General features: G+C 59.0%; 21 protein-coding genes and 1 tRNA gene. 9 read left to right on the forward strand and 13 right to left on the reverse strand.

Annotated elements, in window-relative coordinates; translation table 11 throughout:
• Positions 1–2: 2 nt before the first annotated feature.
• The 4 genes from CFU_RS20255 to CFU_RS20270 all read right to left on the reverse strand — a co-directional run bounded on the left by CFU_RS20255 (position 3) and on the right by CFU_RS20270 (position 5,607).
• Positions 3–1,433 (reverse strand): alkaline phosphatase, encoded by a 1,431-nt coding sequence (locus tag CFU_RS20255; protein WP_014007865.1) that lies wholly within the window; start codon positions 1,431–1,433, stop codon positions 3–5.
• 54 nt (positions 1,434–1,487) lie between these two features.
• Positions 1,488–2,930: an alkaline phosphatase gene (locus CFU_RS20260; RefSeq protein ID WP_014007866.1), complete on the reverse strand. Its 1,443-nt coding sequence runs from the start codon at positions 2,928–2,930 to the stop codon at positions 1,488–1,490.
• Positions 2,931–3,140: 210 nt separating this feature from the next.
• Positions 3,141–3,746 (reverse strand): lytic transglycosylase domain-containing protein, encoded by a 606-nt coding sequence (locus CFU_RS20265; RefSeq protein ID WP_050808669.1) that lies wholly within the window; start codon positions 3,744–3,746, stop codon positions 3,141–3,143.
• 118 nt (positions 3,747–3,864) lie between these two features.
• Positions 3,865–5,607 carry a proline--tRNA ligase gene (locus CFU_RS20270; protein ID WP_014007868.1) on the reverse strand — a complete coding sequence of 581 codons (1,743 nt, stop codon included), beginning with the start codon at positions 5,605–5,607 and terminating at the stop codon, positions 3,865–3,867.
• A 285-nt stretch (positions 5,608–5,892) separates the two neighbouring features.
• Here CFU_RS20270 and CFU_RS20275 point away from each other — a divergent pair, with 285 nt between their 5' ends.
• The gene (locus CFU_RS20275; protein WP_014007869.1) at positions 5,893–6,468 is read left to right on the forward strand and encodes an RNA pyrophosphohydrolase; all 576 of its coding nucleotides are present in this window, start codon (positions 5,893–5,895) and stop codon (positions 6,466–6,468) included.
• Complete coding sequence (locus CFU_RS20280; RefSeq protein WP_014007870.1) at positions 6,465–7,088, forward strand: CNP1-like family protein; 624 nt, start codon at positions 6,465–6,467, stop codon at positions 7,086–7,088. Before CFU_RS20275 ends, CFU_RS20280 begins: the two co-directional genes overlap by 4 nt.
• 80 nt (positions 7,089–7,168) lie before the next feature.
• Here CFU_RS20280 and proB read toward each other — a convergent pair whose 3' ends face one another.
• The 4 genes from proB to rplU all read right to left on the reverse strand — a co-directional run bounded on the left by proB (position 7,169) and on the right by rplU (position 10,381).
• Positions 7,169–8,287, reverse strand: a complete 1,119-nt coding sequence (gene proB / locus CFU_RS20285) for a glutamate 5-kinase (protein WP_014007871.1) — start codon at positions 8,285–8,287, stop codon at positions 7,169–7,171.
• Positions 8,288–8,392: 105 nt separating this feature from the next.
• Positions 8,393–9,502 (reverse strand): GTPase ObgE, encoded by a 1,110-nt coding sequence (gene obgE / locus CFU_RS20290; RefSeq protein WP_014007872.1) that lies wholly within the window; start codon positions 9,500–9,502, stop codon positions 8,393–8,395.
• Between the two features lie 271 nt (positions 9,503–9,773).
• A complete protein-coding gene (gene rpmA / locus CFU_RS20295; RefSeq protein WP_014007873.1) occupies positions 9,774–10,031 on the reverse strand; it encodes a 50S ribosomal protein L27 in 258 nt (85 codons plus the stop codon).
• Between the two features lie 38 nt (positions 10,032–10,069).
• Complete coding sequence (rplU, locus tag CFU_RS20300) at positions 10,070–10,381, reverse strand: 50S ribosomal protein L21 (RefSeq protein WP_038493216.1); 312 nt, start codon at positions 10,379–10,381, stop codon at positions 10,070–10,072.
• Between the two features lie 299 nt (positions 10,382–10,680).
• Here rplU and grxD point away from each other — a divergent pair, with 299 nt between their 5' ends.
• Both grxD and CFU_RS20310 read left to right on the forward strand, forming a co-directional pair.
• Positions 10,681–10,992, forward strand: a complete 312-nt coding sequence (grxD, locus tag CFU_RS20305; protein ID WP_014007875.1) for a Grx4 family monothiol glutaredoxin — start codon at positions 10,681–10,683, stop codon at positions 10,990–10,992.
• A gap of 8 nt (positions 10,993–11,000) precedes the next feature.
• Positions 11,001–11,612, forward strand: coding sequence for a UbiX family flavin prenyltransferase (locus CFU_RS20310; protein ID WP_014007876.1), 612 nt, complete (start codon positions 11,001–11,003; stop codon positions 11,610–11,612).
• Positions 11,613–11,655: 43 nt separating this feature from the next.
• Here CFU_RS20310 and CFU_RS20315 read toward each other — a convergent pair whose 3' ends face one another.
• From CFU_RS20315 to CFU_RS20335, 5 genes are all read right to left on the reverse strand, one after another.
• Complete coding sequence (locus CFU_RS20315) at positions 11,656–13,503, reverse strand: M61 family metallopeptidase (RefSeq protein WP_014007877.1); 1,848 nt, start codon at positions 13,501–13,503, stop codon at positions 11,656–11,658.
• A gap of 2 nt (positions 13,504–13,505) precedes the next feature.
• Complete coding sequence (locus CFU_RS20320; protein ID WP_014007878.1) at positions 13,506–13,964, reverse strand: DUF3429 domain-containing protein; 459 nt, start codon at positions 13,962–13,964, stop codon at positions 13,506–13,508.
• Positions 13,965–14,245: 281 nt separating this feature from the next.
• Positions 14,246–14,830, reverse strand: coding sequence for a nucleotidyltransferase family protein (locus CFU_RS20325; protein WP_041742546.1), 585 nt, complete (start codon positions 14,828–14,830; stop codon positions 14,246–14,248).
• A 75-nt stretch (positions 14,831–14,905) separates the two neighbouring features.
• Positions 14,906–15,637 (reverse strand): DsbC family protein, encoded by a 732-nt coding sequence (locus CFU_RS20330; RefSeq protein WP_014007880.1) that lies wholly within the window; start codon positions 15,635–15,637, stop codon positions 14,906–14,908.
• A gap of 11 nt (positions 15,638–15,648) precedes the next feature.
• Entirely contained in the window at positions 15,649–16,893 is a 1,245-nt protein-coding gene (locus CFU_RS20335; protein ID WP_041742548.1) for an FAD-dependent monooxygenase, read from the reverse strand.
• 184 nt (positions 16,894–17,077) lie between these two features.
• On the opposite strand from CFU_RS20335, the gene CFU_RS20340 reads away from it, so the two are divergent.
• The 5 genes from CFU_RS20340 (at position 17,078) to CFU_RS20360 (ending at position 20,443) form a co-directional block, all read left to right on the forward strand.
• Positions 17,078–17,153, forward strand: a tRNA-Phe gene (locus CFU_RS20340).
• A 294-nt stretch (positions 17,154–17,447) separates the two neighbouring features.
• Complete coding sequence (gene minC, locus CFU_RS20345; RefSeq protein ID WP_041742549.1) at positions 17,448–18,185, forward strand: septum site-determining protein MinC; 738 nt, start codon at positions 17,448–17,450, stop codon at positions 18,183–18,185.
• A gap of 114 nt (positions 18,186–18,299) precedes the next feature.
• Positions 18,300–19,115: a septum site-determining protein MinD gene (gene minD, locus CFU_RS20350; protein WP_014007883.1), complete on the forward strand. Its 816-nt coding sequence runs from the start codon at positions 18,300–18,302 to the stop codon at positions 19,113–19,115.
• Between the two features lies 1 nt (position 19,116).
• Complete coding sequence (minE, locus tag CFU_RS20355) at positions 19,117–19,368, forward strand: cell division topological specificity factor MinE (RefSeq protein WP_041742551.1); 252 nt, start codon at positions 19,117–19,119, stop codon at positions 19,366–19,368.
• A gap of 385 nt (positions 19,369–19,753) precedes the next feature.
• A complete protein-coding gene (locus CFU_RS20360) occupies positions 19,754–20,443 on the forward strand; it encodes a response regulator transcription factor (RefSeq protein ID WP_014007885.1) in 690 nt (229 codons plus the stop codon).
• Positions 20,444–20,453: the final 10 nt, after the last annotated feature.

Consider the following 20,453-nt stretch of genomic DNA (forward strand, 5'->3'; position numbering starts at 1 on the left):
GATTACAAGCCAAGTGCGTTTTTCACTTTGCCAAACACCTTGATGTTTTCAAACGTGCCCTTGAAACTGTCGCTGCCGGCGCCTGCCGAGAACAGCATCACGTCGCCGCCGCCGTGCGTCTCCGAACCAGGCGAACCGGCAAAACGCACGCCGACCTGCTGCAGGTAGTCATCGGCTTCGGTATCGACATTGGTCAGGTCAGCGTCTTCCGGGCGGCGCGGCGCGCTGCCGTTGCCGAACGCCAGCGTGGTGTAGGGTTTGCCGTCGGCCGCCAGCGCCAGCTTGCCGTCGTAGTAGTTGGCGACCTTGCCCAGGATCGGATTGCCGCGCTTGGGATAACCATTGAAGCCGATCGCGTGGTCGTGGTCGGCGGTCACCACTATCAAGGTGTCTTTCAGGTCGACCAGCTCCAGCGCCTTCTTGATCGCGGCGTCAAAAGCTAGGGTATCTTCCAGTGCGCGCTTGGCGTTGGTGCCGTGCAAGGCATGGTCGATGCGGCCGCCTTCCACCATCAGGAAATAGCCTTTCGGATTTTTCTTGAGGACGCCGATGGCTTTTTCAGTCATCTCGGCCAGGCTCGGCTGGTTCAGGTTTTTCTTGACGCGGTCCAGTTCGTAATCCATGTCGCTGGCGCTGAACAAGCCCAGCAGTTTGCTGACGCCGGCCGGATTGACGTTCTTCAGTTCGCTGCCCGACGCGACGTAGGTGTATCCCGCCGCCTTGAACATGCCCAGCGCATCGAGCTCGTCGTTGCGCTGGCTGCCCGCCGTGCTCTTCGGCAGGAAATGCCGCAAGCCGCCGCCCAGCAAGACATCGACGCCATCCTTCAGCGCCGTGTTGTAGCGCGCCGCGCCCGGTGTCGCCTGTTCGGTGATGGTGTTGTAAGCATCGCGGTTGCAGACGTGGGAATACGTTGTGGCCGGGGTCGCATGGCTGATGCGGGTGGTGCTGACTGCACCAACCGCCTTGCCCGCGCCCTTGGCCAGCTCCAGCAAAGTCTGCACCGGCTGGCCGTTGCCGGCCACGCAAGTGGAATCCGCCTTGACTTGATACGGCTTGCCGTTGGCGTCGAAGGCATTGGTATCGGAAGACATGGAAATCACATCGTTCTTCATCTTGACGCCGGTCATGTACGCCGCCATCGATGGTGCGCTGTCGGTGGTCTGGGCATCCAGCGAGAAGGTCTTGACGCGCGCAGTGCGGGTCAAGGTCTCCATGGTCAGGCGCCCTGCTTCGCCATGGCCGTAGATGCGCGCCGCGGTGACAGTCACCGGGCCCATGCCGTCGCCCAGGAAGAAGATGACGTTTTTCGCGGCGGCAGCGTCGGCCGCCATGACGTTCGCGGTGAAGAGTAAAGACAGCGGCGTCAACGCGCATAGTGCGGCGCATTGGTAGATCCGGCGCTGGAATTGCTTGCTAGCTGGTTTAATCATGGTCTGTACCTTTGTCTATCTTTGGCAAATTCGTTCGGTAAATTCGAAGCAGCATCACAGGCCGACAGCTTTTTTCACCAGGCCGAACACTTCGGTGTTGTCGAGCACGCCGCGGATATTCTCGGCCCCCAGTCCCTGCGCACCGATAAAGACATTGGTGCCGCCGTGGGTTTCGCCGCCGGCTTCGGTCGGGATCACCGACTCTTGCATGTAGTCCTTGTCAGCCACCTGCATGTCGGACAACGCGCCGCGCGTGGCCAGGTGGTTGGGGCCGTTGCCGAAACCGATCACGGTGTAAGGGTTGTTGTTGATATCGCGTTCAGGCTGGCCGGTAGCGACATTTTTCACCAGGCCGAGCACGCCCGGCTCGCTGCTGGTGGTCTTGCCGGTGCGCTTGGCGTAGCCGTTCAGCAGGATCGAGTGGTCATGGTCGGCAGTGACCACCACCAGAGTGTTTTTCAAACCCGGATCGACTTGCTGCATCTTGTCCAGCGCGACCTTGATCGCGTCGTCGAAAGCAACGGTTTCCTGCAATGCGCGGCGCGCGTTGGTGGCGTGCAAAGCATGGTCGATGCGGCCGCCCTCCACCATCAGGAAGAAGCCAGTTTTCTTGCTGTTCAGCAGGTCTATCGACTTGCCTGTCATCTGCGCCAGGCTCGGTTCCTTGGCGGCGTCGCGGTCCAGGTCGTAAGTCATGTGGTCTTTGTGGAACAGGCCGACCACTTTCGGCGTCGCCGCGCCGATCTTGTCGAACTCGGCAAAGTTGCTAGCGTAGGTATAGCCGGCCGCCTTGAATTCCGCCACCAGGTCGCGGCTGTCGCTGCGCTTGCTGTCGGCGTCGGCTTTCGGCAGGAAATGACGGCGGCCGCCGCCGAAAATGACGTCGACGCCATCGCTCAGCTTGCTGTTGAAGCCGGCGCCCTTCGGCGTCAATTGCGCGGCGATATTGTTTTCGCCGTCGCGGTGGCAGATATGCGAATAAGTCGCCGCCGGCGTCGCATGCGTGATCCGGGTGGTGGTCACGACGCCGGTGCTGTAACCCTTGGCCTTCATGATCTCCAGTAGAGTGTCGGCTGGCGTGCCGTTGCCGGCGGGGCAGGTGCTGTCGGCGCCGTTGACATAACTTTTGCCGCCGGCGTCGCGGGCGCTGGTATTGGCCGACATGGCAATCACTTCGTTGTTCGCCTTGACGCCGGTCATGTAGGCCGCCATCGACGGTGCGCTGTCGGTCACTTGGGCATCGTTGGAATAGGTAGTGACGAAACCGCTTTCCGGCAGGGTATCGATGGTCAGGTCGCCCTCTTCGCCCACTTTGTAGATGCGGGCGGCAGTCATGGTGGTGATGCCCATGCCGTCGCCCAGGAAGAAGATGACATTCTTGCCCGGCTTGACTTCAGGCCGCTCGACCGGCGTCTCTACCAGCGGATTGCTGGAACCGCTACATCCTGCCAGCGCCATGGCTCCCGTGGCGGCGGCAATCAAAATACGTAATTTCATTCATCGCTCCGTGTTGTCAATCATAAACATGCAGTCATTTGTAATAATGTGTAACAACTGTAACCAGAAGTTATTACATGCTGATGACGAAAGAGCATGGATCCTCAGAAAAGGCGCGACGGAAGATTGACCCGTGCAATGCCGGGTCAATCAAAGGGAGGAAGGAGGAGCTGTGAGCTTGCTGCGCGGCGGCCGTTGGCCAAGGAAGTGTTACTTGCGTGCGGATACCGTATGGATCGGCAGGTCGTCCTTGTATTCCCAGCGTTTCCACGCTGCCAGCACGGCGTTGGGATATTCGGGACGGCCGCGGCTGCCATTGTAGCGGCCGAGCGCGAGGTACAGGTTGCCCTTTTCCATGTCGATATACATGCGCAGGATCGAACAGCCGTAACGCAGGTTGGTCTGCATGTTGAACAGCTTGCTGCGGTCGGCATCGCCGATCACGCGGGTCCAGAATGGCATCACCTGCATGTAGCCATGGGCGCTGACGCTGGACAGCGCGTACTTGCGGAATGCCGATTCGACCTGGATCAGGCCCAGCACCATGCCGGGATCAAGGCCGGCGCGCTTGGCTTCATACCAGGCGGTTTCCAGGAATTCGATGCGCACCTGCGCATCCGGCAGCTTCTTCTTCAGGCGTTCCGACATCTCGCCCAGCCAGTACAGGTACTGGATGCGCTGGTCGATTTCGGAGAACTGGGCTTTTGGGGGGCGGGCGTCGTTGATGGCGCGCGACAAAGCCAGGCGTACCGAATCCGCCAGCTCTTCTTCTTTTTGATTTCCGGCCTGCGCCATGCTGCAGAGCAGCAACAACATGGGCAACAAGCCAAGCCAACGAGACCAGCGCAATCGATACTCCCCAAAATACACTTTTATTTTGGGGAGAGTATACAAAGAAAACGGCGCAAAAAACCAATCCGCCGCAAATCTGTTGTTATTGGGAAACCAGGCGAGCCTTGATGAAGCCTGCCACCTCCGCCAGCGGCACCGTAGTTGCCTCGGTATCGCGCCGTCCCTGGTACTCCAGCTGGCCATCCTTGAGGCCGCGGTCGCCGATCACCACCCGGTGCGGCACGCCGATCAGCTCCCAGTCGGCGAACATCGCGCCCGGGCGCTCGCCGCGGTCGTCCAGGATGACGTCGACGCCGGCAGCCAGCAAGGTGTCGTACAGCTTGTCGGTCTCGGCCTTGACCGCTTCGCTGCGGTCATAGCCCATAGGGCACAGGACTACTTCGAACGGGGCGATGGAGGTCGGCCAGATGATGCCCTTGTCGTCGAAATTCTGTTCAATCGCGGCGCCCAGGATGCGTGTGATGCCAATTCCATAACATCCCATCTGCAGCATCTGCGGCTTGCCGTTCTCGTCCAGGAAAGTCGCTTTCATCGATTCCGAATAGGCGGTGCCCAGCTGGAACACGTGGCCGACTTCGATCCCGCGCAAGATCGCCAGGGCGCCCTTGCCGTCCGGCGAAGGGTCGCCTTCCACCACATTGCGGATATCGAACACCATCGGCTCGGGTAGGTCGCGGCCCCAGTTGACGCCGGTGTAGTGGAAATCCACTTCGTTGGCGCCGCTGACGAAGTCATGCATGTTGGCGACAGTGACATCCGCTACAACGGTAACCGGCTTCTTGGTATTGACCGGCCCCAGATAGCCTGGCGGCGTGCCGAAGTACTCGACAATCTCCTGTTCGGTAGCAAAACGATAACCGGCCAGGCCGGGAATCTTGTTGGCCTTGATTTCGTTGAGTTCATGGTCGCCGCGCAGCATCAGCAGCCAGACCACCTTGCTTACCGGCTCTTTGTCGGTTGCTTCTTTTTCAACAGTCAGGACGATCGACTTGATGGTTTGCGTCAAAGGCAGCTGCAGCAGCTCGGCTACCGCTTCGCATTTGGCCTTGCCCGGCGTCGCCGTTTTGGTCAGCGCCTGGGTCGCCGCGCCGCGGGCCGGATACAAAGGCAGGGACTCGGCCGCTTCCATATTGGCGGCGTAATCCGAGTTCGGGCAATACACGATGGCGTCTTCGCCGGTAGCGGCGATGACGTGGAATTCATGCGAACCGGTGCCGCCGATGGCGCCGTTGTCGGCCGCCACCGCCCGGAATTGCAGGCCAAAGCGGTTGAAAATCCGGACGTAGGCGTCGTACATGATCTGGTAGGACTGTTTCAGGCCATCCAGGTCGCGATCGAAGGAATAGGCGTCTTTCATCGTGAATTCGCGTCCGCGCATCAAGCCGAAGCGTGGCCGGCGTTCATCGCGGAACTTGGTCTGGATATGGTAAAAATTCACCGGCAGCTTGCGGTAAGAGCGTAATTCAGTGCGAGCGATGTCAGTAATCACTTCTTCCGAAGTCGGCTGGATGATGAAGTCTCGGCCGTGACGGTCCTTGACGCGCATCAGTTCGGCGCCGTATTTCTGCCAGCGGCCGGTTTCCTGCCACAGTTCGGCCGGCTGCACCACCGGCATCAGCAATTCCACCGCCCCGGAACGGTTCATCTCTTCGCGCACGATGCTCTCCACCTTGCGGATCACGCGCAAACCCATCGGCATATAGGTGTAAATGCCGGAACTGATGCGCTTGATCATGCCGGCGCGCATCATCAGTTTGTGGCTGACGATTTCTGCGTCGGATGGAGCTTCTTTGAGCGTGGAGATAAAAAAACGGGAGGCGCGCATAACGATGAATTCTTTTTAAAAAGAGAGGGTTATAATCAACTCAATTTTAAAGGATTAGCTGGCTGATGCGCCTACTCTTTGCACAATTGATTGATGTTCTGGCCATTGTTGTTACTGGCAAGGACAGATTGCGCGCCTGACCGGGCGAGGACAGAGCTTTACGCCTAACCACGGCGGCTGCATGGACCTGTCCCGCAATGTTGACGGCAAGCAAGGAATCTAGCAGAACATCTAGCAAAATGCGCAGTAGAGCCGCCTGGCCGCAGAAAGTTTTGAGGTAACAACATGCTTGACCGTGAAGGCTTTCGCCCGAACGTCGGCATTATCTTGCTCAACACCCAGAACGAAGTCTGGTGGGGCAAGCGCGTGCGTGAACATTCGTGGCAGTTTCCACAAGGCGGTATCAAATACGGTGAAACCCCGGAGCAGGCAATGTTTCGCGAACTCGAGGAAGAAATCGGGCTGAAGGCGGAACACGTCAAGATCATCGGCCGCACCCGCGACTGGCTGCGCTACGAGGTACCCGACCATTTCATCAAGCGCGACGTGCGCGGCCATTATCGCGGCCAGAAACAGATCTGGTTCCTGCTGCGCATGGTGGGACGCGACTGCGACGTCAACCTGCGCCTCACCGAACACCCCGAATTCGACGCCTGGCGCTGGCATGATTACTGGGTGCCGCTGGACGTCGTGATCGAATTCAAACGGGATGTCTACCAGCGCGCCTTGCAAGAATTATCACGTTTCCTGACGCGCCCGCTGCAAAACGCGCCGCATCACGCCCGTCACCTGCGCACCGGCCACGGGCCGCGCGCAGCGACGCAATCCCCTCCGGCCTGTGCCGAACCCGAAAAGAAGTGAGTACCTCTATGGCTGTTGCCTTGCGCGCCTTGCGTTTCCCCCCCGCCACAAACAAGATGCTGCAGCTGCTGGCTGCCAGCCTGTTGCTGCTGGCCGCCGCCCACGTGCACGCCGCCGGCGACCCGTTCAATCCCGGCGCCGGCGCGAATTCGAGTAATTCAGGCATGTCCGACGATGACGATTACGACGACGGCAAATCCTGGCAAGAAGCCAAGACCGAAATCCCGCCGCAGCCGCAAGCCGCCAACCTGGTGTCGTTCTATGTCAGCCCGACCGCCACCATGAATTTTTTCATCGATGTCAATTCGATATCGGCCGGCAGCGACGGCGTGGTGCGCTACACGCTGGTCAGCAAAAGCCAGGGCGGCGCTGAAAACGTCAGCTACGAAGGCATCCGCTGCCAGACCTATGAGAGCAAGTCATATGCGTTTGGCCAGAAAGACGGCAGCTGGTCGCGCGCGCGCCTGAGCGGCTGGAAGCAGATCAGCGAATCGTCGGGAAACCGCCAGCATGCAGCCTTGGCCAAGGACTTTCTTTGCCAGGATGGCATGATAGCCGGCAAGGTGGAGGACATCCGCAGCAGGCTGCGCAGCAACCGCCCGATCAAACCGGGCAGCTGACCCGCCCCGCTCGCATGTAAAAACGGCTCCTGCAATTTGCGGAGCCGTTTTTTATTGTCCGGAGCTGCCGGTCTTACCGCCTAGAGCAAGACCATGTTGTCCCGGTGGATCAATTCCGATTCTTCGACAAAACCCAGGATAGACTGGATCTCCGCCGAAGGATGGCGCATGATGCGGCGCGCTTCCGAACTGGTGTAATTGCTGATGCCGCGCGCAATGGCGTGGCCGTCGCCATCGGTGCAGGTAATGACGTCGCCACGGCCGAACTCGCCGGATACGGCGGTTACGCCGATCGGCAACAAGGATTTGCCTTCGTTGCGCAGCTTTTGCACCGCGCCGGCATCCAGCACTACCTTGCCGGCGGTTTTCAGGTGATCGGCCATCCATTGCTTGCGGGCGGTGAGCTGCGCGGTCTGCGCATTCAATTGTGTGCCGATGGCTTCGCCGCTGGCGAGCCTGGTCAGCACCGCATCTTCGCGGCCCCAGGCAATCACCGTATGGGCGCCCGAGGTGGCGGCGCGCTTGGCGGCCAGGATCTTGGTGATCATGCCGCCGCGGCCGATGCTGGTGCCGGCGTCGCCCGCCATCACTTCCAGCGCCGGATCGCCGGCCTTGGCTTCATGCACAAACTCGGCATTCGGGTCCTTGCGCGGATCGGCCGTGTACAAACCCTTCTGGTCGGTCAGGATGATCAGGGCGTCGCCTTCGATCAGGTTGGCGACCAGCGCACCCAGGGTATCGTTGTCGCCGAACTTGATTTCATCGGTGACCACGGTGTCGTTCTCGTTGATGATCGCCACCACGCCGAAGCGCAGCAAGGTGAACAGGGTCGAGCGGGCGTTCAGGTAGCGTTCGCGGTCGGCCAGGTCGGCGTGCGTCAGCAAGACCTGGGCGGTGCGTATGTTGTGGGCGCGGAAGCTGGTTTCATAGATCTGCGCCAGGCCCATCTGGCCGACCGCGGCGCAAGCCTGCAGTTCGTCGATGCTGGTCGGGCGCTTGTCGAAACCGAGCCGCTGCATGCCTTCGGCCACGGCGCCGGAACTGACCAGCACCACTTCCTTGCCCATCGCCCGCAACTCGGCGATCTGGGTCGCCCATTTTTCGATGGCGCCGGCGTCCAGGCCCTTGCCGTCATTGGTTACCAGGGAAGATCCGACCTTGATGATGATGCGCTTGGCTTTTTGAATGACGGAATTCATATTTTTATCTATCGTGCCTCGGCGACTGGCGAGGGTGGCGGGAAAAAAATAGACCGATGGCGAGAGAGATTGATTTCTCCGCAGCCACCGGTGCCGGATGCTGGCTTAGTCGAGTATCTTGAAGCGAGGATCGTCCGGATCGATAGACAGGATGGCTTGCGCTTCGACCACCATGTGCGTCTCTTCCGAGCGGGTTTCCTGCTGGCGTTTCTCTGCCAGGTAACCGTAGATTTCCGTCACCAGTTCAGGACAGCCGTCGCGGTTCAGCGCGGAAATTTCAAATACCGGGCCTTTCCAGCCGAAACGCTTGATGAAGTCCTTGACGCGTTTGACGCGCTCGCCTTCCGGGATCACGTCGATCTTGTTGAGGACCAGCCAGCGCGGCTTGTCGAACAGCGACTGGTCGTATTTCTTCAGTTCCTTGACGATCGCCTTGGCTTCCTTGACCGGATCGACCGTGTCTTCGAACGGCGCCAGGTCGACGATGTGCAGCAGCAAGCCGGTGCGCTGCAAATGCTTCAGGAACTGTATGCCGAGCCCGGCGCCTTCAGCCGCGCCCTCGATCAGGCCCGGGATATCGGCGATCACGAAGCTCTTTTCATGGCTGACGCGGACTACGCCCAGGTTCGGATGCAGCGTGGTAAACGGGTAATCGGCGATTTTCGGGCGCGCATTCGACACCGCGGTGATGAAAGTCGATTTACCGGCGTTCGGCTGCCCCAGCAGGCCGACATCGGCCAGCACCTTGAGCTCCAGCCGCAGTTCGCGGCGTTCGCCTTCCTTGCCATCGCTTTTCTGGCGCGGCGCGCGGTTGGTCGAGGATTTGAAATGGATATTGCCCCAGCCGCCTTCGCCGCCCTTGGCCAGCAAGACTTCCTGGCCATGGTCGGTCAGGTCGGCGATCGCTTCGCCGGTGTTGACGTCGACGATCAGCGTGCCGACCGGCATGCGCAGCTTGATATCGTCGGCGCCCTTGCCGTAGCAATCCGAACCGCGGCCGTTTTCGCCACGGCCGGCCCGGTGCATCTTGGAGAAACGGTAATCGACCAGGGTGTTGATGTTACGGTCGGCCACGGCCCAGATACTGCCGCCTACGCCGCCATCGCCGCCGTCAGGGCCGCCGAACGGGCGGAATTTTTCACGGCAAAAACTCGCAACCCCATTGCCGCCATCGCCGGCAATGACTTCGATTTTTGCTTCATCTATAAACTTCATTCGAAGGTCCTAATGAGGTTGGAGGTTAAATTCTTATTGAAAGCCACAGGTAACTTTACCGATTTTTGGCAATCGTTGCAGCCTAGGCCGCAGCTTGTATTGCAATAATGCCATTGCTTCACGCATAACTCGCCGCCAGCGGAATAGGCACGCTGCGTGTTCCGGTTAGCTTGGGCAGTGTTTTACGACCAGAAACTAAAAAGGCTCCACCAGCTGGCAGAGCCTTTCGCAGCAAGGCTGACGCCTTGCCTGTGTCGACGCGCTTAAAAAATTAAGCTGCTACGACAGTAACGTAGTTACGCTGGGTAGCGCCCTTGGTTACGAATTGTACTTTGCCGTCGATCAGCGCGAACAGGGTGTGATCCTTGCCCATGCCGACGTTTTCGCCTGGATGCGTCTTGGTGCCGCGTTGACGAATGATGATGCCGCCGGCGTTGATCGCCTGGCCACCGTAGACCTTGACGCCAAGTCGCTTTGACTCTGAGTCACGGCCGTTGCGCGTAGTGCCGCCGCCTTTTTTATGTGCCATTTAGAACTCCTGGTATCTGGTTAAGCCGACCCACGCAATTAAGCGTTGATCGAAACGATTTGAATTTCGGTGTAATTTTGACGATGGCCTTGATGCTTCTGATAATGCTTACGACGACGCATTTTGAAGATCTTGACTTTATCGTGGCGACCTTGCGCCAATACCTTAACCGACACCGTAGCACCTTCGACCAGCGGTGCACCAAACTTAATGGTGTCACCAGCGCCAACTGCGAGCACTTGATCAATAGTGAGTTCGGTGCCAATGTCTGCAGGTATCTGTTCTATTTTGAGTTTTTCGCCGGCAACAATCTTATATTGTTTGCCACCGGTTTTTATGACCGCGTACATATGAAACCTCATCGAAATGATTGAAGACTATTAAAAAAATTTCTTTCCTAAAACACCATATTCAGCGATGGAAAAGCACGAAATCACTGGGCGGAATCGGGAGAACCTGAGATTGTACATGGACTTGGCGCTTTCGTCAAAATCTCTTGACAAGTGCGGAATTCACCACAGTTCTGCGCTTCCGCCGGGCAACCCCGGTCAAATCTTGCCGCACGGCCACTCGCCGCCGCAGTCTCACCAGCAGCACAGCGGCCTTTTTCATATAATGGCGGTATTCTGAAACTTTTTAAGGTATTGCCATGAGCGATGTACAAGCGTGGATCAAGGAAACCGTGACCAGCAACCCGGTGGTGCTGTTCATGAAAGGAACCGCGCAGTTCCCCCAATGCGGATTTTCCGGCCGCGCCATCCAGCTGTTAAAGGCTAACGGCGCCGAAAACATCGTCACCGTCAACGTCCTGGAAGACCCGACCGTACGCCAAGGCATCAAGGATTATTCCAACTGGCCGACCATTCCGCAGCTCTACGTGAACGGCGAATTCGTCGGCGGCTCCGACATCATGAACGAGATGTCTGACTCCGGCGAACTGAAAACCTTGCTGACCGCCTGAGACCCTACGTGGTCTCATCCAGCCGCCCAGCTGCAGACACCCGGCCGCCGCGCCGCCTGATTGTCGGCATTACCGGCGCCACCGGCGTGATTTACGGCGTGCGGCTGCTGCAACTGCTGCGCGACATGCCCGGCGTCGAAACCCACCTGATGATTTCCGACGCCGGCGTGCTGAACCTGCACCAGGAACTGGAGATGCGGCGCAAGCAAGTCGAGGCGCTGGCGCATGTGGTGCACAATGTGCGCGATATCGGCGCGGCCATCGCCAGCGGCTCGTTCCAGTCGGACGGCATGATCATTGCGCCTTGTTCGATGAAAACCCTGGCTTCGGTCGCCAACGGCCTGTCCGACAACCTGATCACGCGCGCCGCCGATGTTGTCCTCAAGGAGCGCCGGCGGCTGGTCCTGATGGTGCGCGAAACGCCGTTCAACCTGGCGCACCTGCGCAACATGACCAGCGTCACCGAAATGGGCGGCGTCATCTTCCCGCCGCTGCCGGGGTTTTACCACCGGCCGCAAAGCATCGCGGAAATGGTCGACCATACCCTGGGACGGGTGCTCGATCTGTTCGCCATCCAGCATACGCTGACGCCACGCTGGAATGGCTTGAAAGCCGATTAAAAAAAGCCGGACAACTGCTCCGGCTTTTTTCCAATTCCCCCGCTTAACGTCCGCTGCGCCCGGCCAGCCATGCAGTGCGCAGCGCCGGCACCAGCTTTACTTCCGCCTTCAAGCCGATTTGTGGCGCGCTATCCGCCAGCAGCCTGACACGGAAAGTCATCAATTCGTCACGCCGGAAAGCATGGACGACCACGCTGTCGCCAACCCGGTAACGCGCCAGCAACGCATCCAGGCTGTTAGGCACACGGATGCCGTCGACCGCCACCAGCACGTCGCCCGCCGACAGACCGGCGCGATGGGCAGCGCCGCCTTCGTACACGTTGGCCAGCTTGCAGTCGCCGCCATTGCGCGCGGTGCGCACGCCAAGCGAAGGTTTGCCCGGCTTGCGGCTATCGTTGAGCACGATGCCGGTCGGCGCCAGCAATTTCGCCAGCGGCAAATCGTCGGTTGCGCGCACATAACGATCGAAGAAACGTTTCAGCTTGAGGCCGGTGATTTCATCGAACAGCGCTTCGACCGCAGCCTCGCTGACGCCGCGCCCGCTGAAGGCATTGCCGGCATAAAAATCGCGGCCGTATCTTTGCCACAAGGCGCGCATCACGTCGTCCAGCGACCTGCGGCCCTTGGTCTCGCTGCGGATTGTCAGGTCCAGCGCCAGCGCCACCAGCGAGCCCTTGGTGTAATAGCTGACGATCGCGTTCGGCGCGTTTTCATCCTGGCGATAGTATTTGACCCAGGCGTCGAAGCTGGATTCGGCGACGCTCTGTTTGTGCCGGCCGCTGCCGAGCAGCACGCCGTTGATGGTCTTTTCAATCAGCTTGAAATAGGCAGGCTGGTCAATCAGGCCGCTGCGCAGCAGCATCAGGTCGTCGTAGTAGCTGGTGAAACCTTCGAACAGCCACAACAGCGGCGTGTAATTTTCGACCTGCAAGTCATACGGCGCGAACGCCGCCGGCTTGATGCGCTTGACGTTCCAGGTATGGAAATATTCATGGCTGCACAGGCCGAGGAAGGTGCGGTAGCCGTCGCTCATGTCCGCCTGCCCCTTGACCGGCAAATCGGCGCGCGCACAAATCAGCGCGGTGGAAGCGCGATGCTCAAGGCCGCCGTAACCGTCGCCCACCGCCAGCGTCAGGAATACGTAGCGCTGCATCGGAGCGCGCTTGGCAAACTTGCTGCCGGCCGGTTCGAAGAAGCTGATCTGGGTTTCGCAGATCTTTTTCAGGTCGGCGCTCAAGCGCGCCAGGTCCAGGTTCGGCACATTGCCGGTGATTGCAATTTCGTGAGGCACGCCGTGCGCCTTGAAAGTCGCCAGCTGGAAGCTGCCCATTTCGACCGGATGGTCGATCAGCTCGTCGTAGTCGGCGGCGACATAGCTGCCGAACAAGCCGCGCTTGGCTTTCAGCGTCGGCAGCGCGGTGGCGATGCGCCAGGCTTCATATGCTTCGCCTTGCGGACGCTGGATATCCACGACGTGCGGTACATTTTCCTGGCCGACCGCGCGCAGGAATACGCTGGTGCCGTTGAAAAAACCGTGGGTCTGGTCCAGATGCGCGGTGCGTACCGACAGGTCCCATGCGTACACCAGATAATGCAAGGTCAGCGGCCCGTCGCATGGCGCCGCCTGCCAGGAGTGCTTGTCGAGTTTCTTGAGGACGATCTTGCGGCCGTTCGACTCGGCGCGGATCTGTACGATATTGCGTGCAAATTCGCGGATCATGTAGCTGCCCGGGATCCAGGCCGGCAAGGCGACGATCTGCCCCACCGCAGCCGGCTCGGCAATGCTCAGGGTAACGGCAAACAGATGGGCGGCAGGATCGGCTGCGATGATGCTGTAGCTTAGAGCGCCGCGGGCCGACTTGGCGCCTGATTTTGCAGTACTTTTTTTCATCTCTATCCTCGAACGTTACCGGCAATCACGGTCAGCATCAGCGCCGCCACCGCCACACATGTCAATCTGAAACGCAATTCAATGAACCAGGTCGGCAAGCCGTACCATGGGAACAGGCGCTTGTCGGCCTGGTAAGCCGCGATAAATCCGGCAATCAGCAAGGCGAATCCGAAACCGCCGGCCATGGTCGAGAACCAGGCGATGCTGGTCGGCGCCACGCCCCAGATCAAGGCCTTTTTTGTATGGTCAGCCGAGAGGTCGGCCCGCAACACCACCGCGCCCCAGTGTATGCCGCCGAGAAAAGACAGCGCGGCGATGCCATAGGCCAGCTGGCCACGGATAAAATCGCGCAGCCAGTCAGTATTGACCAGCCAGCACGCCAGCGTCAGCAGCACGAACGGAATCAATCCGGCATAACCAAGTAAATGAATAATACGTTTGTTCAGGAAATGTGGATTCATCTGGAGGCTTCGTCAGGGAGAACAGCTAGTGTAGTGTTTCGTAGGTAATGGAGCTTAAGAAATGGGGGATTTTCGTGTCAGGCTAGGCGCAAACCGGAGCGATAGCGGGACTATCGCGAGGATTTGCAACGACGCATGGCGCGGAAAGACGCCGTTTATTAAGTTTCATTACCTACGAAACACTACACCACCTGCGCAAAAAGACGATAGTGTAGCGGGATTGCGCCCGGCAGGCCCGGCCTCGGTCGCCTGGCGCTGAAAAGAACGGCGGATTGCCGGCTTCAGGCCGTCGATTGTCGTATATCGGCGACGGTGTCGATGTCCTGGTGGATGCCGGGGTCGTCCACCGCCACTTCAACTACAGGATGCGACTGCAACAGACTGCGCGCGCCATGGTCGCCTTGCAGCGCAAGCAGCTGCGGCAGGTGCGTGCGGCTGAAGCCGACCGGATTGCCGCGCCGGCCGAGGCAGGTCGGCACCGCAATGTCGGCGCCTTGACGCAGCACCGATGCCAGCGCCTGGATGGTCGCCGCCTGCACATAGGGCATGTCGGCCAAGGCAATTATCCAGCCGGCGGCATCTGCGGTCTGCTCTAGGCCACATACCAGGGACGCCGCCATGCCGTCATCGGCGGTTGCGCATGGCAGCCAAGGGTAAGCGGCAACTTGCGCCGCCAGATCCGGGGCGTCGCCGCGCAAGACAACACATATGGGCAGGGCTGCCGCCAGATTGCCGGCAGCAGTCGCCAGCACCGTCCGGCCGTCAGCGGTCGGCAACGGCTGCAGCAATTTGCTGCGCGCTCCGCTCGGATCAAAACGCTGGCCGCGGCCAGCGGCCAGCAGCAGGCCGATGATTTGTCCGCTCATTTGTTTGCTATTTGGTTGAACACCCATGACAGGTTTCAGGGAAAAGTCGCGCCCGCCGGACGGCAGGCGCCTGCTTCATTTCAAAGAACTGAATTTGGCTTCCATGGCTTTCGCATCGATCCAGCCAGGCGTACGGGAACCGTCGGCAAAGATGATGGTAGGCGTGCCGGTCACGTTCAACTTCTGGCCGAGCGCCAGTACCTTGTCGTTCGGCGCCTGGCAGGCGGCCGGCGCGGCGGCGGCGGCTTTGCCGTCGACCATCATGTCGGTCCAGGCCTTGTTGCGGTCGGCGCTGCACCAGACATTGCGGGCCTTGACGGCGGAATCGTCGGCCAGGATGTTATACAAGAAGGTGTACACGGTAACGTTGTCTATTTCCTGCAGCGTGGTCTTGTGGAAGCGCTTGCAATAACCGCAGTTGGGATCTTCGAACACCGCGATCACGCGCTTGCCGTTGCCCTTGACCCTTTTCATGGCCAGCTCCAGCGGCAAATCCGAGAACTTGACCTTGCTCAGCTCATCCACTCGCTCGCGGGTGAAGTCGCGCGAGGTCTGGGCATCCATGATGCGGCCGACGAACACATACTTGGCGGCGGCGTCGGTATAAAAGATATCGTTGCCGACGCGCACCTCGAACAAGCCGGAATACGGCGTCTTGGTCACTTCATCGACCTTGACGTTGTCTCCCAGGCGCGGCTCTATCAGCTTCTTGACCGCGGCTTCCTGCAAGGTCTCGGCGCCGGCAGCGCTTGCCCACAGGCCCATCAGGGCCGCCAGGGTCGTCAATACCACGCTTGTTTTTTTCATCGTTGTTCCAGTTATTCTTTATCAGCTGTCCGACCCAAAGCGTGGGCCATCAATTGTCTTTTTAAGACCGGCACTTTATCCAGCAAGTTCAACCCGGCATTACGCAGCAAACGCAAGGGCCCGAAATCGAAGCCAAACAGCCGCTCCAGTCCGTCGGTCGTCATTTGCATCACGAGTATTTCTTCCTTACGCGCCCGCGCATAACGCGCCAGCACGCCGGCATCGCCGCAATCGCGATGGGCTCCGCGTTCGGCCAGCACCTGGACCAGCGCCGCGACGTCGCCGAATCCGAGATTCATGCCGTGCCCGGCCAGCGGATGCACCACGTGGCCGGCGTCGCCGACCAGGGCGACACGCGGCGCCACCAGCGAATGGGTCTTGAGCAGGGATAAAGGAAATGCTTGCGCCAGTTCCGGCTGCAGGGGCTGCAACTGTCCCAGCTTGTCGCCGGCCAGCGTCGTCAGGCGCTCGGCCAGTTCCGACAGGGGTTCGTTCAATAGTTCAAGCGCCAGGGTCTCCGGCGCCGACCACACCAGCGATACCCGCTGTCCAGGCAACGGCAGCAAGGCGACAATGCCCTCGGTTTCGGTGAACCATTGGTAGGCAATGCCATGATGCGGCCGCTCGCACGAGAAATTGGCGACCACGCCGCGTTGTTTATATGAGCGGTAATCGATCCCGATCTGGCATTGGCTGCGCACCCAGGATTGCGCGCCGTCGGCGCCCACCACCAGCGCAGCGCCGACAGTCTCGCCCGACTCCAGCTGCAGCGCCGCCGCATCCGTATCTACTTGCAGGGATTTGACACGGCCGCTGAGCAGCCGCACGTTCGAGGAAAATTTCAGCGCCGCATCCAGTGCCTGGTTGAGATTGCGGTCTTCCACAATCCAGGCCAGCGCATCGACCCGCGCGCTGTAAGCGTCAAACGCCAGATTGCCGGCGGCACTGCCGGTCCCGCCTTTGATCGCCATGCCTTCTACCGGACTTATCCGCGCCGGATCCAGGGCATCCCACACCTTGACAGTCGACAGCAGGCTGCGCGCCACATGATTCAATGCGTAGACGCGCGTGTCCCAAGCCTCCGGCGCTGCAACCGGCGCCGGCGGCGGCATCCCCAGCAAAGCGACGCGCAAACCCGCCTGCGCCAAGGCCAGCGCCGCCGCCTTGCCGACAGCGCCATTGCCGACGATGCAAATATCGTATTCCGCCTTCGGCGCGGCGCCGGTATTTTTCGAGATTGATGCGATATCTTTCATGCCGCCATTATAACGACTACGCTTGTAAAGCCTCGCGCGCCCCATCAAATAAGGGTTTCCTGGCACCCCGACGGGAAGTTGCCGCCTACAAATTGGGCTGCACATGAGCAGCGCAAAGTTTTTTCAAGAAGTTTCAACAAGGGGCTTTGCGGATCGAAAATGTTTTGCTATACTCCTGTCCCTTGGCCTGGTAGCTCAGTCGGTAGAGCAGAGGATTGAAAATCCTTGTGTCGGTGGTTCGATTCCGCCCCGGGCCACCAAAAACGGAAAAAGGGCTTAGCTTCGGCTAAGCCCTTTTTGCATTTGCGGCGCATTACGTAACAGTGAAAAAGCAGTGAAAACCCCCGGCTCAGGCCGAATACGGCAGCATCCAGGAACAACAGGCCGGCAATGCTTTTTTCGTGATCTTCCCGAGATTTGGTAAGATCACAAAACAGGACAATATTTTATATACCCTTAAGCAAACAGATAAGCGAACCATTTGCCGCCTAAACGTTCTATAAACCAATCCGTCAGCGCTTTCCGCTTTGGTTGCCTATATACCTCACTGCTTTATGCTCAAAAACAAATCCCGCAAGCCGATTGAAATAAAAATTGCAACCGTGGTGGCCGTATCCGCCATCTTGCATGATTCAGATCCGATGGTGCTGGAAGCCGCTTTGCAGGAGATGACCGGCGGCAGCGCCGACTTCTTTGACAATGAATTTGCCGTCATCGATGTCGCCGCGCTGGGGCCGGACCGTTCGCCCATGGACTGGCCGCAACTGATAGAGCTGCTGAAGAAATATCGCCTGAACGCAGTTGCCGTACGCAATGCCCCGGCGGAAATGGAAGCCGACATCATCGCCAGCGGCCTGAGCATCGATCACGTCGTTGCGGCTCGCCAGGAACCTGCAGCTCCGCCGCCGCCCGCCGCACCTGCTGCCGCGCCTCCCAGGGCTGCAGCCAGCACCATGATCATCGATACGCCGATACGCGCAGGGCAGCGTATCTATGCGCGCGACGCCGACCTGGTGATCACCGCCACAGTCAACAATGGCGCCGAAATCATCGCCGACGGCAGCATCCACGTCTACGCGCCGCTGCGCGGACGCGCCCTGGCTGGCGCCAGCGGCGATACCTCGGCGCGCATCTTCGCTGCCAGCATGGAAGCCGAACTGGTTTCCATCGCCGGCGTCTACCGCACTTTCGAAAACGGCTTGCCGCCGGAACAAAAGGGGCAGCCAGCACAAATTCGCCTGAGCGGCGACCGGATTGACGTACTATCGCTCAATTCCGCGTCGCGTAATTAAGGGAATCTGCTCGTTACATTAACCATTTTATCTAATCAGTTGAGGACAGAGTAATTCGTCGCACGGCGGCGACTCTTAAACTCTGTCCCGCAATGCATAACAAAGGAGCTCTTCGTGGCAAAAATCATCGTTGTTACGTCCGGCAAAGGCGGGGTTGGCAAAACCACCTCCAGCGCCAGTTTTGCATCAGGCCTGGCCATGCGCGGCCACAAAACCGCCGTGCTCGACTTTGACGTCGGCCTGCGCAACCTGGACCTGATCATGGGCTGCGAACGGCGCGTGGTGTACGATCTGATCAATGTGGTCAACAAGGAAGCAACCTTGACCCAGGCCTTGATCAAGGACAAGCATTGCGAAAACCTGTTCATCTTGCCGGCTTCGCAAACCCGCGACAAAGATGCTTTGACCGAAGAAGGCGTGGAGACCGTCCTCAACGACCTGGTGAAGATGGATTTCGAATACATCATTTGCGATTCGCCGGCCGGCATCGAACGCGGCGCCGTGATGGCGCTGACGTTTGCCGATGAAGCGATCGTCGTCACCAACCCGGAAGTATCGTCGGTGCGCGACTCCGACCGCATCCTCGGCATCATCCAGGCGAAATCGCGGCGCGCGCAAAACGGCGGCGAGCCGGTCAAGGAACATCTGCTGATCACCCGCTATTCGGCCAAACGCGTCGAAGCCGGCGAAATGCTATCGTACACCGATGTCCAGGATATCCTGCGGATTCCGCTGATCGGCATCATTCCTGAATCGGAATCGGTGCTGCACGCCTCCAACCAGGGTAATCCGGCGATTCATATCAAGGGCAGCGATGTCGCCCTGGCCTACGAAGATGTCGTCTCGCGTTTCCTCGGCGAGGACGTCACCCTGCGCTTTACCTCCTATGAAAAACCGGGTTTCCTGCACCGCATCTTTGGAGGGAAATAACATGGCATTGCTCTCGTTCTTGTTTAACAACAAGCCTAAAACAGCATCGGCCGCCAAGGAACGCCTGCAGATCATCATTGCCCGCGAGCGCAATGGCCGCTCGGGCCATGATTTCCTGCCGGCGCTGCACAAGGAGCTGATCGAGGTGATTTCCAAATACACCAAGGTCAATGCCGACGACATCAAGATTTCCCTGGATCGCCAGGGAAATCTTGAAGTGCTGGATGTCAACGTGGTGCTGCCGGACGCTTAAGCCGGCATTTCTGACTGCAGCTGAATTCAGCGCAATGCCGCGCTGGCCGCAATCCGTGCAACGACCGGCCAGGATCGCAGGCCCGGACAGGTTCTCGTTATTGAGCGCCACTGGTGGAATTTTACAAATCCCGTCATACACTGTATGACAATCGCATACACCGCCAAACATGCAACCGAAACGGTTTTGGCATGGGCTTTGTCAAATACATCCGGCGCCACTGAATTATTTATTTTTTGTGGCAATTGAAAGACACTGGAAATATATAGAATATTTATCTACAGCAATGTAGCAATAAGATTAATATAGTCTATGTATTCGTCCTTGCATTCGCCACAACACCGATGCCGGCCCCAGCGCTGAAATCACCTAACATATATAAAATATGAGAATTGCTGTCCTTGATGACGACCCCAGTCAAACCGATCTAGTTTGCCAGGTGCTCACATCCAGTGGGCATATCTGCCATCCATTCCAGAGCGGCAAAGAGATACTGAACCAGCTGCGCCGGGAAAGCTACGACATGCTGGTCCTGGATTGGCAGGTTCCTGATCTCAGCGGCCCCGAGGTATTGCGCTGGGTCAGAGACAAACTTCCCAAGACCATCCCGGTGCTGTTCATTACCAGCCGTTCCGGCGAGGATGACATTGTCGAAGGCCTGGCCGCCGGCGCCGACGACTACATGATCAAGCCGATCCGCCGCAGCGAGCTGGTGGCGCGCGTGCAAGCCTTGTTGCGGCGCGCCTATCCGATCCAGAATTCGAGCGAACAGATCGTATTCAACGATTATCTGTTTGAAACACGCTCAGGCCGCCTGACCCTGGCCGGCAAGCCGATCGAGATCACGCAAAAGGAATTCGACCTGGCGCTGTTGTTTTTTCGCAACCTGGGCCGCCCTCTGTCGCGCGCCTATATCCTCGAAGCCGTATGGTCGCGCGATGTCGACATTCCTTCCCGTACCATGGATACCCACGTCTCACGGGTACGGAGTAAGTTACAATTACGACCAGAAAACGGCTATCGACTCGCTCCGGTTTATAGCTACGGTTATCGACTAGAACAACTAACAGGATAAGGCGCGTTTC

Source organism: Collimonas fungivorans Ter331 (genome assembly GCF_000221045.1).
Taxonomy (GTDB): Bacteria; Pseudomonadota; Gammaproteobacteria; order Burkholderiales; family Burkholderiaceae_D; genus Collimonas; species Collimonas fungivorans_A.

Excerpts from the sequence above, each read along its gene's own strand:
- CFU_RS20255 (WP_014007865.1), bottom strand. The coding sequence starts at position 1,433 with ATGATTAAACCAGCTAGCAAGCAATTCCAGCGCCGGATCTACCAATGC.
- CFU_RS20260 (WP_014007866.1), bottom strand. The coding sequence starts at position 2,930 with ATGAAATTACGTATTTTGATTGCCGCCGCCACGGGAGCCATGGCGCTG.
- CFU_RS20265 (WP_050808669.1), bottom strand. The coding sequence starts at position 3,746 with ATGTTGTTGCTGCTCTGCAGCATGGCGCAGGCCGGAAATCAAAAAGAA.
- CFU_RS20270 (WP_014007868.1), bottom strand. The coding sequence starts at position 5,607 with ATGCGCGCCTCCCGTTTTTTTATCTCCACGCTCAAAGAAGCTCCATCC.
- CFU_RS20275 (WP_014007869.1), top strand. The coding sequence starts at position 5,893 with ATGCTTGACCGTGAAGGCTTTCGCCCGAACGTCGGCATTATCTTGCTC.
- proB (WP_014007871.1), bottom strand. The coding sequence starts at position 8,287 with ATGAATTCCGTCATTCAAAAAGCCAAGCGCATCATCATCAAGGTCGGA.
- obgE (WP_014007872.1), bottom strand. The coding sequence starts at position 9,502 with ATGAAGTTTATAGATGAAGCAAAAATCGAAGTCATTGCCGGCGATGGC.
- rpmA (WP_014007873.1), bottom strand. The coding sequence starts at position 10,031 with ATGGCACATAAAAAAGGCGGCGGCACTACGCGCAACGGCCGTGACTCA.
- rplU (WP_038493216.1), bottom strand. The coding sequence starts at position 10,381 with ATGTACGCGGTCATAAAAACCGGTGGCAAACAATATAAGATTGTTGCC.
- grxD (WP_014007875.1), top strand. The coding sequence starts at position 10,681 with ATGAGCGATGTACAAGCGTGGATCAAGGAAACCGTGACCAGCAACCCG.
- CFU_RS20315 (WP_014007877.1), bottom strand. The coding sequence starts at position 13,503 with ATGAAAAAAAGTACTGCAAAATCAGGCGCCAAGTCGGCCCGCGGCGCT.
- CFU_RS20320 (WP_014007878.1), bottom strand. The coding sequence starts at position 13,964 with ATGAATCCACATTTCCTGAACAAACGTATTATTCATTTACTTGGTTAT.
- CFU_RS20325 (WP_041742546.1), bottom strand. The coding sequence starts at position 14,830 with ATGAGCGGACAAATCATCGGCCTGCTGCTGGCCGCTGGCCGCGGCCAG.
- CFU_RS20330 (WP_014007880.1), bottom strand. The coding sequence starts at position 15,637 with ATGAAAAAAACAAGCGTGGTATTGACGACCCTGGCGGCCCTGATGGGC.
- CFU_RS20335 (WP_041742548.1), bottom strand. The coding sequence starts at position 16,893 with ATGAAAGATATCGCATCAATCTCGAAAAATACCGGCGCCGCGCCGAAG.
- minC (WP_041742549.1), top strand. The coding sequence starts at position 17,448 with ATGCTCAAAAACAAATCCCGCAAGCCGATTGAAATAAAAATTGCAACC.
- minE (WP_041742551.1), top strand. The coding sequence starts at position 19,117 with ATGGCATTGCTCTCGTTCTTGTTTAACAACAAGCCTAAAACAGCATCG.
- CFU_RS20360 (WP_014007885.1), top strand. The coding sequence starts at position 19,754 with ATGAGAATTGCTGTCCTTGATGACGACCCCAGTCAAACCGATCTAGTT.